Origin of the sequence: Escherichia sp. 10290, from assembly GCF_030295155.1 — a bacterium.
Classification (GTDB): Bacteria; Pseudomonadota; Gammaproteobacteria; order Enterobacterales; family Enterobacteriaceae; genus Escherichia; species Escherichia coli_F.
The window spans coordinates 1,575,392-1,587,766 of the sequence record NZ_AP025741.1 but is presented as its reverse complement, the minus strand read 5'-3'; the positions used below and the strand labels follow the sequence as shown (position 1 = coordinate 1,587,766).

The 12,375-nt window shown below is 49.3% G+C and carries 10 protein-coding genes; 5 read left to right on the top strand and 5 right to left on the bottom strand.

The genetic code is table 11. The features are described 5' to 3' along the window. The first annotated feature begins 185 nt into the window (after nt 1-185). Nucleotides 186-1,595 (top strand): leucine-rich repeat domain-containing protein, encoded by a 1,410-nt coding sequence (locus QUE74_RS07940; protein WP_001363897.1) that lies wholly within the window; start codon nt 186-188, stop codon nt 1,593-1,595. 167 nt (nt 1,596-1,762) lie between these two features. On the opposite strand, the gene dadX is transcribed toward QUE74_RS07940, so the two are convergent. Both dadX and dadA read right to left on the bottom strand, forming a co-directional pair. After that, a complete protein-coding gene (dadX, locus tag QUE74_RS07935) occupies nt 1,763-2,833 on the bottom strand; it encodes a catabolic alanine racemase DadX (protein ID WP_000197855.1) in 1,071 nt (356 codons plus the stop codon). Between the two features lie 9 nt (nt 2,834-2,842). Continuing rightward, nucleotides 2,843-4,141 carry a D-amino acid dehydrogenase gene (dadA, locus tag QUE74_RS07930; protein WP_001266926.1) on the bottom strand — a complete coding sequence of 433 codons (1,299 nt, stop codon included), beginning with the start codon at nt 4,139-4,141 and terminating at the stop codon, nt 2,843-2,845. Between the two features lie 329 nt (nt 4,142-4,470). On the opposite strand from dadA, the gene QUE74_RS07925 reads away from it, so the two are divergent. Continuing rightward, a complete protein-coding gene (locus tag QUE74_RS07925; RefSeq protein WP_000190843.1) occupies nt 4,471-6,003 on the top strand; it encodes a SpoVR family protein in 1,533 nt (510 codons plus the stop codon). A gap of 51 nt (nt 6,004-6,054) precedes the next feature. Here the strand turns inward: QUE74_RS07925 and fadR are convergent, their stop codons facing one another. Next, nucleotides 6,055-6,774: a fatty acid metabolism transcriptional regulator FadR gene (fadR, locus tag QUE74_RS07920; protein ID WP_001355236.1), complete on the bottom strand. Its 720-nt coding sequence runs from the start codon at nt 6,772-6,774 to the stop codon at nt 6,055-6,057. Nucleotides 6,775-6,996: 222 nt separating this feature from the next. On the opposite strand from fadR, the gene nhaB reads away from it, so the two are divergent. Together nhaB and dsbB are read left to right on the top strand one after the other, a co-directional pair. Continuing rightward, nucleotides 6,997-8,538, top strand: coding sequence for a Na(+)/H(+) antiporter NhaB (gene nhaB / locus QUE74_RS07915; RefSeq protein WP_000406369.1), 1,542 nt, complete (start codon nt 6,997-6,999; stop codon nt 8,536-8,538). 145 nt (nt 8,539-8,683) lie between these two features. Continuing rightward, nucleotides 8,684-9,214 (top strand): disulfide bond formation protein DsbB, encoded by a 531-nt coding sequence (gene dsbB / locus QUE74_RS07910; protein ID WP_000943443.1) that lies wholly within the window; start codon nt 8,684-8,686, stop codon nt 9,212-9,214. Nucleotides 9,215-9,258: 44 nt separating this feature from the next. On the opposite strand, the gene umuC is transcribed toward dsbB, so the two are convergent. Together umuC and QUE74_RS07900 are read right to left on the bottom strand one after the other, a co-directional pair. Further along, the gene (gene umuC / locus QUE74_RS07905) at nt 9,259-10,527 is read right to left on the bottom strand and encodes a DNA polymerase V catalytic protein (protein ID WP_000457603.1); all 1,269 of its coding nucleotides are present in this window, start codon (nt 10,525-10,527) and stop codon (nt 9,259-9,261) included. After that, the gene (locus QUE74_RS07900) at nt 10,527-10,946 is read right to left on the bottom strand and encodes a translesion error-prone DNA polymerase V autoproteolytic subunit (protein ID WP_000897378.1); all 420 of its coding nucleotides are present in this window, start codon (nt 10,944-10,946) and stop codon (nt 10,527-10,529) included. Before QUE74_RS07900 ends, umuC begins: the two co-directional genes overlap by 1 nt. Before the next feature lie 371 nt (nt 10,947-11,317). Between QUE74_RS07900 and hlyE the strand changes: the two genes are divergently transcribed. Continuing rightward, nucleotides 11,318-12,229 carry a hemolysin HlyE gene (hlyE, locus tag QUE74_RS07895; RefSeq protein WP_001360589.1) on the top strand — a complete coding sequence of 304 codons (912 nt, stop codon included), beginning with the start codon at nt 11,318-11,320 and terminating at the stop codon, nt 12,227-12,229. Nucleotides 12,230-12,375 lie beyond the last annotated feature (146 nt).

Genomic DNA, 12,375 nt, shown 5'->3' with positions numbered 1-12,375 from the left:
CCGTAATAAAACTGATTCAGGTCTGTTACGCATGTACCAGACCCGACACGGCATTTCTGACCAGGGAAAAAGTCAACGATGAGTCGTTATATCAGCGCAAATGACGTCCTGTGGCACCTTTGCGGTGACCACATTCACGTCTCCGGCGCTGCCAGAGGATATTTATTTCAAGGATACGTAGCATTATGGCCAGCATTAAAGACATACGCCTATTCGCCCCATCTTCCTATAACACAGGCGTACACCCGTCAGGGCGGCGCTTACTGACGGTGGAATTCAAGAATCATCTTTTGCGGAACATGCAGTATCTCGGCCCGCAAAAATTTCGCTGGGGTGATGCCCCCCAGAGGATCATTGACCTCAGTAACGCGGACAAAGTGAAAATACAGATGGAAAACAATATTACCATCACGTTGGAGGCCCCTCCGGATCCGCAATATAACGAGTTCAGGTTGGTCGCCGAATGGTGCACATGGGCTATACAGCAAGATGGTCTGCAAGAAAACCTGCAAGAAACTCTGAAAGAAACCCAGCAAGAAATCCTGCAAAAAAAAGTGCCAGAAATATCACAAGAAGACGTGAAAGAAATCCTGAAAAATATCCTGGAAGAAAACCTGCCAGCAATCCGAACTGAAAACCGGGCAGAGGCATTGCGCAGAATGAAGGAATGTCTCATAAATAGACAAATTATGCTCAATCTTAGCGATCTTGGATTGACCTCACTCCCTGAAAATTTGCCTCCACTTCTGATGAAATTTTACTGCAATAATAACGTGTTGTCCGCGTTACCGAAGGTGTTGCCGAAGGAACTGAGGGTGCTTGAGTGTATGGATAACGTTTTGATCTTGTTACCAAAGGTGCAGCCCCCGAAACTGATGATACTGAAGTGCTGTGAAAACTATATTATCTGGCTACCTGAGCTGTCGACTAACCTGAGAGTGATTAACTGTTCTGAAAACTTCTTGCAATTTTTACCGCCGTCGATGCCCCAGTACCTGTATAAACTATCCTGTGCCGGCAACAATATTAACTCAATACCTGATGAGATGCTGGAGAACTTGACTCGCCTGAAAGTATTTGATTGTTCTAGTAACGATTTGATCTCTGCACCACGGCTGCCGCCCAAGCTAATAATATACTACTGTGGTCACAACCAGTTTAAAACGATATCGGTGCCGCAGCCCCATAGCCTGAAGTTGTTTGACTGTAACAGTAACCCTTGGGACAAAGACAATTTACCGACGCTGCTCAAAGCCGTCGAGGGCCTGAAAAACCAGGAGGGCCTGGTGGACCTTTTAGACTTTTTGCGCAAGGAAGGCCAGTTTGACCTGGAGGGACTCGAGGAGCTGGAGGACCTGGAGGACCTGATGGCTCTGGAGCACCTGGAGGATCCGGTACTCCTGGAGCGCGTGAAGGTACAGGAGGACCTGGAGCTCCTGGATCAGCAGTTGGGCCTGTTGAGTCTGGAAAGACAACAGGACTCGCAGCCTGTTAATCAACATTCTGAACATGAACCCGAATCTGCATTAAGGGTAAAGCGTGATTTATCTGAAGTCGAGTTCGAGTCAACAATGAAGCGTAAGCGTTTTATGTAGAACGCCTGTGCGGTGAGCTCAGGTTCCGGGGAAATAGTGTCCATCATTTTAATGGGCACTATCATGGAAAATGGCTCTGTCACATTAACAGCGAAAGTTGCTGACCAGCCGGATGGATGATTTTTTTGCAACCAGAAGACACTGCCTCCGATCCGGCTTACAACAAGTTACACCGTCACAACCGGGACCCGTAACGCCAGCGCGCACATCAACTCATAACCCACGGTTCCGGCAGCGGCGGCAACATCATCAATTTTGATCTCCTTGCCCCACAGCTCAACCGGTGTACCAATACCCGCCTGCGGGCAAGGCGTTAAATCGACCGCCAGCATATCCATCGAGACTGTCCCCACCGTCATGGTACGCACGCCGTCGACTAAAACAGGTGTACCGGTAGGCGCGTGGCGCGGATAACCGTCGGCGTATCCTGCGGCAACAATGCCGATTCGTTGCTCATCGCGCGCAGCATAGCGACCGCCATAGCCCACACGCTCACCCGCTTTTAGCGTCTGGACACCAATAATCTCACTGCTTAGCGTCATTACCGGACGTAATCCGGTATTGGCGATATCGCGCCACTGACCCGACGGCGAAGCACCATACAAAATAATGCCAGGCCGAACCCAGTCAAAATGCGCTTCCGGATGCCACAGAGTCGCCGCCGAATTGGACAATGAACGCCGACATTCCAGCCCTTCCGCCGCCTGCTCAATACGCGCCATTGCGCCGGCAATCCCATCAGGATGCTCCGCCTCGGCAAAATGCGACATCAGAGTCATTTCGCCAACATTCGCCATCGCCCGCAGCTGCTGCCAGACGGTAAGCACACGATCGGGCTGGAAGCCCAACCGATTCATCCCACTGTTCACTTTAAGATAAATATCCAACGGCGCTTTTAGCCGCGCATTTTGCAGTGCTTTGAGCTGCCAGTTGCTGTGGACGCAGGTGGTCAGGCGGTACTGGTCATAAATCTCCAGATCCTGTGCATGGAAAAAACCCTCCAGCATCAGGATCGGTCCTTTCCAGCCGCGCTCACGTAACGTTATTGCCTCTTCCAGATTAAGTAATGCAAAGCCATCGGTGGCCCCTAGCGCGCTCCAGATACGCTCAATACCGTGCCCGTAAGCATTCGCTTTTACCACCGACCAGACACGCGCGTGCGGCGCGGCTTGCCGGACAATGGAAAGATTCTGTTTTAATGCCTGCAGATCGAGGCTGGCCTGTATCGGACGGGTCATCTCGTTTCCTTAGCTGTGCGCGCCATGTAAATGGCCCGGGCGTGATGGCGTAAATCCACGGCTGTAGCGTGCTACGCTTAAATCCTCATACGGGATCGCTGGCGTACGGCCAGAGAGCAGATCGCTTAACAACTGACCGGAACCGCAAGCCATCGTCCAGCCGAGCGTACCGTGACCGGTATTCAGCCACAGATTTTTAAAGCGTGTACGCCCCACAACCGGCGTACCGTCTGGCGTCATCGGGCGCAGACCAGTCCAGAATGTGGCCTGCTCGACATGACCGCCGCGTGGATAGAGATCGCGAACCACCATTTCCAGCGTTTCACGACGTGGCTGCAACAGCTCGGTGTTAAAGCCAACAATTTCCGCCATTCCACCAACGCGAATGCGGTTATCGAAACGAGTAATGGCGATTTTATAGGTTTCATCAAGAATGGTGGACACCGGCGCGCCATCTTCTTGCGCAATCGGAATGGTCAGCGAGTAGCCTTTCAGCGGATAGACCGGAATATCAACAATGCCTTTAAGCATCGCCGTCGAGTAAGAACCAAACGCCATCACATACGCATCGGCCTTAATCACTTCATCACCACACTTCACGCCATAGATCTGCTCGCCGTCGCAAAGCAGTTGGTCAACAGGCGTATTAAAGCGGAATTTAACCCCCGCCTGCTCTGCCATCCGCGCCAGATTCTGGGTAAACAGCTGGCAGTCTCCGGTTTCGTCATTGGGTAACTGCAGGCCGCCCGTCAGTTTGTGCGCCACTTCCGCCAACGCGGGCTCTACTTCCGCCAGGCGGCTGGATTCCAGCAGTTGATACGGTACGCCTGCATCCTCCAGCACGGCGATATCGCGGGTCGCATTTTCATACTGTTGTTCGGTACGGAACAGTTGCAGCGTCCCACCCTGACGCCCTTCATACTGAATATTGGTTTCGGCGCGCAATGCTTTCAGGCAATCACGGCTGTATTCCGCCAGACGCACCATCCGTCCTTTGTTTTCCATGTAGTGGCTGGTGTCGCAGTTACGTAACATTTGCCACATCCATTTCAACTGGAACTGCGTACCGTCGAGACGAACCGCCAGCGGCGCATGGCGCTGGAACATCCATTTAATCGCTTTTAAAGGCACACCTGGTGCCGCCCACGGCGCAGCATAGCCGGGGGAAATTTGCCCGGCATTCGCAGCACTGGTTTCCAGGGCGGCTCCTGACTCCCGATCAATGACGGTGACCTCATGTCCTGCCTGATTTAAGTACCAGGCGCTGGCAACGCCTACCACACCACTTCCCAGTATGACAACTCGCATAGCCACTCCGATAACGGTAGATACAGTAAAAGAATAATAATCTAATTACATCTTGATAACTCAGTTGAAAATATTATTCAACATACGGCTTTTTTATGGTGAGCTGGCTCACATCTCCCTGACTCTGCAGCAATATGGCATCTTTAGTATCTCCTGCTGAACACCCTTTTTAACCAGCATAAAATTCCGCTCAGAAGCGAATTACTGGCACTCTGATAATAAGAAATCGCAAAGAAAAAAATTCTTCGGCGACGCGGTTTTTAACAGGTGTTCTATGCTTGAAATGAGGTGTTCCACACAGAGAGCACCGACAACAATGAGGTGCGCGTATGGCGACGATCGATTCTATGAATAAGGACACCACACGTTTGAGCGATGGACCCGACTGGACGTTTGACCTGCTGGATGTTTATCTGGCAGAGATAGACCGGGTAGCGAAACTCTATCGGCTGGATACCTACCCGCACCAGATTGAAGTGATCACCTCAGAACAGATGATGGATGCCTACTCCAGCGTCGGCATGCCAATTAACTATCCACACTGGTCATTCGGTAAAAAGTTTATCGAGACTGAACGGCTGTATAAGCACGGTCAGCAAGGACTGGCCTATGAAATCGTCATTAACTCTAACCCGTGTATCGCTTACCTGATGGAAGAGAACACTATCACCATGCAGGCACTTGTGATGGCCCACGCCTGCTATGGGCATAACTCTTTCTTCAAAAACAATTACTTATTCCGTAGCTGGACCGACGCCGGTTCGATTGTCGATTATCTGATTTTTGCCCGTAAATATATTACCGAGTGCGAAGAACGTTATGGCGTAGATGAAGTAGAGCGGCTTCTTGACTCCTGTCATGCGCTGATGAACTACGGTGTGGATCGGTACAAACGCCCGCAAAAAATCTCGCTGCAAGAAGAAAAAGCCCGGCAGAAAAGTCGCGAAGAGTATCTGCAAAGTCAGGTTAATATGCTCTGGCGTACCCTGCCGAAGCGCGAGGAAGAGAAAACGGTTGCTGAAGCGCGCCGCTATCCGTCCGAGCCACAAGAAAACCTGCTCTATTTTATGGAGAAAAATGCACCCCTGCTGGAATCATGGCAGCGTGAAATTCTGCGTATTGTGCGTAAGGTGAGCCAGTATTTTTATCCGCAAAAACAGACTCAGGTAATGAACGAAGGCTGGGCGACCTTCTGGCACTACACCATCCTTAACCATCTGTATGATGAAGGGAAAGTGACGGAACGTTTTATGCTGGAGTTTTTGCACAGCCACACCAATGTGGTTTTCCAGCCGCCCTATAACAGCCCGTGGTACAGCGGAATAAACCCGTATGCGCTTGGTTTCGCCATGTTCCAGGATATTAAACGGATTTGTCAGTCGCCAACGGAAGAAGACAAATACTGGTTCCCGGATATCGCCGGTTCTGACTGGCTGGACACATTACATTTTGCGATGCGTGATTTCAAAGATGAGAGCTTTATCAGTCAGTTCCTGTCACCGAAAGTGATGCGTGATTTCCGCTTCTTCACCGTGCTGGACGACGATCGGCATAATTATCTGGAGATTTCCGCTATTCATAATGAAGAAGGTTATCGGGAGATCCGTAACCGGTTATCGTCGCAATATAATTTAAGTAATCTGGAGCCGAATATTCAGATCTGGAACGTGGATTTGCGCGGCGACCGTTCGCTGACGCTGCGTTACATTCCACATAATCGCGCACCGCTGGATCGGGGGCGCAAAGAAGTGCTGAAGCATGTGCATCGCCTGTGGGGATTTGATGTGATGCTGGAACAGCAAAACGAAGACGGCAGCGTCGAGTTGCTGGAACGTTGCCCGCCGAGAATGGGAAATCTGTAAAAACAACAGAAAACCCCTCGTTTGAGGGGTTTGCTTTTTAAACGGAAGGGATTATCGCCCCTGAATGGCTAAATCACCCGGCAGATTTTTCTGCATCCGGTGCCAAATCTCGCCGCTCTCATGCCCATAGTGACGCACTGTTTCGTATACCTGATCGTGTGCGCCTTCACTGCACAACGCCGACAGTTTGTGGTAGAAGCCCAGCGCCAGACTGCGCGCTTCCGGATTGGCGAAATAGTGACGACCAATGCGCGTATACAGCCCTTTCATCCCGTTAAGGATCAGACCGTAAATCGGGTTGCCGGAAGCAAACGCCAGACCGCGGAATATGTTGTAATCCAGCTCGGCAAAGGCATCGGCGTGATCGGCCACTTCATTAGCGGTAGCCAGCACTTCCTGCGCTTTATCGGGATGTTGACGAAACGCGGTGCGAATAAAAATCGTTGAAATATTGGTACGCACCGACAGCAAATTATCAATAAGCTGCGGCACACTTTCGTGATCCAGTCGCGCCAGTGTTTCAAGGATATTTAAACCGGAGGTTTCCCAGAAATTATTCACCTTCGTCGGCTTGCCATGTTGAATGGTCAACCAGCCATCTCGTGCCAGGCGCTGTAACACTTCACGTAACGTAGTACGCGTCACGCCAATTAATTCTGAAAGTTCACGTTCTGCGGGCAAAATAGTCCCGGGAGGGAAGCGGTTATTCCAGATACTTTCAATAATGTACTCTTCCGCGAAACCCGCCGGGCTTTGCGCCTTAATGACCATAGTGAGATTTCCATAACACAGCAAAACAAAGTTGGACTCATCATACCAGAGGGCTATCTACGCTGATAGCACACAAAAAGAAGAAAAAAGGGATCAAGGCTTCATTTTCTACATCTCTTTTCTCCAGACCATCAACACTTGCCTCGATCCCCTCCTGACCGTTAAGCTTTGCGTTCTAAGATAAAAACATCATTGATTATTTCTAAGGTAAGGGAAACCATCATGGAGATCTCCTGGGGCCGAGCCCTATGGCGCAACTTTTTGGGCCAGTCCCCCGACTGGTACAAACTCGCCCTCATTATTTTCTTAATTCTTAATCCGTTAATTTTCATCATCAGCCCCTTTGTTGCCGGTTGGCTGCTGGTGGCGGAATTTATTTTCACTCTGGCGATGGCCCTCAAATGCTATCCGCTGCTCCCCGGTGGTCTGTTGGCTATCGAAGCGGTATTCATCGGCATGACCAGCGCGGAACATGTTCGTGAAGAGGTGGCGGCAAATCTTGAAGTCTTGCTGTTACTGATGTTTATGGTGGCGGGTATCTATTTTATGAAACAGCTGTTGCTGTTCATATTTACCCGTTTGCTGCTAAGCATTCGCTCCAAAATGCTGCTGTCGCTCTCTTTTTGCATGGCGGCGGCGTTCCTCTCCGCGTTCCTCGATGCCTTAACCGTCGTGGCGGTGGTGATCAGCGTCGCAGTCGGTTTTTATGGTATTTATCATCGCGTTGCCTCTTCCCGTACCGAAGATACCGACCTGCAAGACGATAGTCATATCGACAAGCATTACAAAGTGGTTCTGGAACAGTTCCGTGGCTTTCTGCGCAGCCTGATGATGCATGCAGGTGTCGGCACCGCATTAGGCGGCGTGATGACCATGGTGGGCGAACCACAGAACTTGATCATCGCTAAAGCGGCTGGCTGGCATTTTGGCGATTTCTTCCTGCGCATGTCGCCGGTGACCGTTCCAGTTCTGATTTGTGGCCTGTTGACCTGCCTGCTGGTGGAGAAGCTACGTTGGTTTGGCTACGGCGAAACGCTGCCGGAGAAAGTCCGCGAAGTGCTGCAACAGTTTGACGATCACAGTCGCCACCAGCGTACCCGTCAGGATAAAATTCGTCTGATTGTCCAGGCGATTATCGGCGTCTGGCTGGTCACCGCGCTGGCGTTGCATCTGGCGGAGGTTGGCCTGATTGGTTTGTCGGTCATTATTCTGGCGACATCATTGACTGGTGTCACTGATGAACATGCTATCGGTAAAGCCTTCACCGAATCTCTGCCATTCACCGCACTGTTGACTGTCTTTTTCTCGGTCGTCGCGGTAATTATTGATCAGCAACTGTTCTCACCAATCATTCATTTTGTCCTACAGGCATCGGAACACGCCCAGCTGTCGTTGTTCTATATTTTTAACGGCCTGCTGTCATCCATTTCGGATAATGTCTTCGTGGGAACGATCTATATCAACGAAGCAAAGGCAGCCATGGAGAGTGGCGTTATCACACTGAAGCAATATGAACTTCTGGCCGTCGCCATTAACACCGGGACCAACCTCCCCTCCGTCGCGACGCCGAATGGCCAGGCGGCGTTCTTGTTCCTGCTAACCTCCGCACTCGCGCCATTGATTCGTCTCTCTTATGGTCGCATGGTATGGATGGCTCTTCCCTACACCCTCGTACTAACGGTTGTCGGGTTACTCTGTGTTGAGTTTACGCTTGCCCCTGTAACCGAATGGTTTATGCAAATGGGCTGGATAGCAACGCTTTGATAACAACTTACCGGGCATATAAATGCCCGGTTTGCCTTTTCGCCCGATAATTGTCCAATTACCTCCTATTTTTGCTGCCTCCTGGTGGCGCAGCGAATGAATTGGTTTAAACTGCGCACTCTATGCATATTGCAGGGAAATGATTATGTTGCGATTTTTGAATCAATGTTCACAAGGTCGGGGCGCGTGGCTGTTGATGGCGTTTACCGCTCTGGCACTGGAACTGACGGCGCTGTGGTTCCAGCATGTGATGTTACTGAAACCTTGCGTGCTCTGTATTTATGAACGCTGCGCATTATTCGGCATTCTGGGTGCTGCGCTGATTGGCGCGATCGCCCCGAAAACTCCGCTGCGTTATGTAGCGATGATTATCTGGTTGTATAGTGCGTTCCGCGGTGTGCAGTTAACTTACGAGCACACCATGCTTCAGCTCTATCCTTCGCCGTTTGCGACCTGTGATTTTATGGTTCGTTTCCCTGACTGGCTGCCGCTGGATAAATGGGTGCCGCAAGTGTTTGTCGCCTCTGGCGATTGCGCCGAGCGTCAGTGGGATTTTTTAGGTCTGGAAATGCCGCAGTGGTTGCTCGGTATTTTTATCGCTTACCTGATTGTCGCGGTGCTGGTGGTGATTTCCCAGCCGTTTAAAGCGAAAAAACGTGACCTGTTCGGTCGCTAATCCATTTGGCGCTCCTGCGGGAGCGCTTTTTGCTACCGCTATGTTCATTTGACCCGCAGTAAATCCGTACTTCGTGTTGTATAACGTGGTGAAAGCATGGCACGCTTCATCTGCCATTGTTGCTGGATCCCCTGCCCGGCAAAATAGAGTGTTCCTCTGCCCTCTTTAGCATTTAGCGTATCCATTACCGCCATCAATTGCTCACTCCCGGGGCGCGGTGCGTTGTCATCGAATAAATTGAGCTGCGCGACTCCCTGACTGAAGAAATCCCCCAGCATCACGCCCGCTTTTTGGTAGCGATGGCCCGCTTGCCAGATGGCATCCAGAGATCGCGTAGCGGCGTTAATAATATCCCTGCTATCCTGAGTGGGCGTCAGTAGTTTTACCGACGCACTATTGCCGTAATAAGGTTCATTGAGCGCGAATGGCGACGTCTTAATAAACGTGGAGATAAACCGACAATATTGATGCTCGCTGCGAAGTTTTTCCGCCGCCCGGGCAGCGTAACTACAAATGGCCTGCCGCATCGACGTATAATCCGTGATGCGTTCACCAAACGAACGGGAACAGATAATTTCCTGCTTTGTCGGTGCAAACTCTTCCAGTTGCAAACAGGGTTCACCGCGCAGTTCACGCACCGTTCTTTCGAGCACGACATTAAAATGTTTACGGATAAACCGGATATCTGTATCCGCCAAATCGAGAACGGTTTTGATCCCCATCGCGTCCAGTTTTTTGCTGATCCGCCGTCCAATCCCCCAGACTTCATCCACGGGGAGAGCAGACATTAATTTACGCTGGCGTTCCAGATTTGATAAATCCACCACCCCACCCGTCTGCCGCTGCCATTTTTTTGCCGCATGATTGGCAAGCTTAGCCAGCGTTTTGGTCTGGGCGATACCCACACCAACAGTAAGATGGGTACGTTGTAGCACCTTTGCGCGAATTTCTCTGCCAAAATCAGTCAGATCGCGACAATTACGCACACCGGTCAGATCGCAGAATGCCTCATCAATACTGTAAATCTCGACGCGGGGCGATAGCTCTTCCAGCGTCGACATCACCCGATTGCTCATATCGGCGTAAAGCTCATAGTTACTGCTAAAGCAAACCACGCCACAGCGGCGAAACAGATCTTTTTGTTTGAACCAGGGATCGCCCATTTTAACGCCCAGCGCCTTTGCCTCAGCGTTTCGGGCGATAACGCAACCGTCATTATTCGATAGCACAACCACCGGTTTACCCCATAAATCAGGGCGAAACACCGTCTCACAGCTGGCATAAAAAGCGTTTACATCACAGAGGGCAAACATCAGCGCATCGCCTTAACGACGTGGATCACCACACCAAAGACATCCAGCGTATCTTCGCTACTGATGGTAATGGGTGAATATGCACTGTTCATGGGAATAAGCTGCACAGTCGGGCGTAGTTGCAATTTTTTCACCGTAAACTCGCCGTCAACAGCAGCGATGACAATATCACCATGGCTGGCGGTAATAGCGCTATCGACAATCAGTAAATCACCGTCACTAATCCCACCGTCAATCATAGAATCACCACTTGCTTTGACGAAGTAAGTCGCGCTGGGATGCTGGATCAACAGTTGATTCAGATCGATGCGCTGTTCAACGTAATCTGCGGCCGGTGAAGGAAAGCCACACTGAACAAGATCGCTAAATAGCGGAAAAGTCACAATTTCGCGGAGATCCGCAGGCTTGATAAACAACATAATAATCTGCCTGAAGTTATACTGTTTTTATATACAGTAGTCTGTTCTTGCCAGCAGATCAATACTGATTCAGGCTATCAATATTTGTCGCTACATAGACTGCTGATTTTTCGTTCTCTTATCCTGTGCTCACGCGGCCTTCTGGCGACGACGCTCATCCAGCAGAAATGAAAAATATCACCCGGCTAAAAATAGAATAGAAGCATTCGCCATAATGACATTAAACATTGTTTGATATTTATCATATTAATATAAATAAAGACATTGACGCATCTCACCCGGCTAACTATGAATTAGATGAAGTAAAATTCATTAATAGTTGTAAAACAGGAGTTTCATTACAATTTATATATTTAAAGAGGCGAATGATTATGACTGAAATCGTTGCAGATAAAACGGTAGAGGTAGTTAAAAACGCAATCGAAACCGCAGATGGAGCATTAGACCTTTATAATAAATATCTCGATCAGGTCATCCCCTGGCAGACCTTCGATGAAACCATAAAAGAGCTAAGTCGCTTTAAACAGGAGTATTCACAGGCAGCCTCCGTTTTAGTTGGCGATATTAAAACCTTACTTATGGATAGCCAGGATAAGTATTTTGAAGCAACCCAAACGGTGTATGAATGGTGTGGTGTTGCGACGCAATTGCTCGCAGCATATATTTTGCTATTTGATGAGTACAATGAGAAGAAAGCATCCGCCCAGAAAGACATTCTCATTAAGGTACTGGATGACGGCATCACGAAGCTGAATGAAGCGCAAAAATCTCTGCTGGTAAGCTCACAAAGTTTCAACAACGCTTCCGGAAAACTGCTGGCGTTAGATAGCCAGTTAACCAATGATTTTTCAGAAAAAAGCAGCTATTTCCAGTCACAGGTGGATAAAATTCGGAAAGAAGCGTATGCCGGTGCCGCAGCCGGTGTCGTCGCCGGTCCATTTGGATTAATCATTTCCTATTCTATTGCTGCGGGCGTAGTTGAAGGGAAACTGATTCCAGAATTGAAGAACAAGTTAAAATCTGTGCAGAGTTTCTTTACCACCCTGTCTAACACGGTTAAACAAGCGAATAAAGATATCGATGCTGCCAAATTGAAATTAACCACCGAAATAGCCGCCATCGGGGAGATAAAAACGGAAACTGAAACAACCAGATTCTACGTTGATTATGATGATTTAATGCTTTCTTTGCTAAAAGAAGCGGCAAAAAAAATGATTAACACCTGTAATGAGTATCAGAAAAGACACGGTAAGAAGACACTCTTTGAGGTACCTGAAGCCTGATAAGCGATTATTCTCTCCATGTACTCAAGGTATAAAGTTTATCACATTTAAAAATACAGACGTTTTTTAAAGATTGAGAGTTACCTGTTAATAATAAGGTATCGGGTAACTCTCATTATGATAGAGCGCTTTCAAAAACAGGGCTA

Coding starts and splice junctions, on each gene's coding strand:
- QUE74_RS07900 (WP_000897378.1), bottom strand. CDS start 10,946: ATGTTGTTTATCAAGCCTGCGGATCTCCGCGAAATTGTGACTTTTCCG.
- hlyE (WP_001360589.1), top strand. CDS start 11,318: ATGACTGAAATCGTTGCAGATAAAACGGTAGAGGTAGTTAAAAACGCA.
- dadA (WP_001266926.1), bottom strand. CDS start 4,141: ATGCGAGTTGTCATACTGGGAAGTGGTGTGGTAGGCGTTGCCAGCGCC.
- QUE74_RS07925 (WP_000190843.1), top strand. CDS start 4,471: ATGGCGACGATCGATTCTATGAATAAGGACACCACACGTTTGAGCGAT.
- QUE74_RS07940 (WP_001363897.1), top strand. CDS start 186: ATGGCCAGCATTAAAGACATACGCCTATTCGCCCCATCTTCCTATAAC.
- fadR (WP_001355236.1), bottom strand. CDS start 6,774: ATGGTCATTAAGGCGCAAAGCCCGGCGGGTTTCGCGGAAGAGTACATT.
- dsbB (WP_000943443.1), top strand. CDS start 8,684: ATGTTGCGATTTTTGAATCAATGTTCACAAGGTCGGGGCGCGTGGCTG.
- nhaB (WP_000406369.1), top strand. CDS start 6,997: ATGGAGATCTCCTGGGGCCGAGCCCTATGGCGCAACTTTTTGGGCCAG.
- umuC (WP_000457603.1), bottom strand. CDS start 10,527: ATGTTTGCCCTCTGTGATGTAAACGCTTTTTATGCCAGCTGTGAGACG.
- dadX (WP_000197855.1), bottom strand. CDS start 2,833: ATGACCCGTCCGATACAGGCCAGCCTCGATCTGCAGGCATTAAAACAG.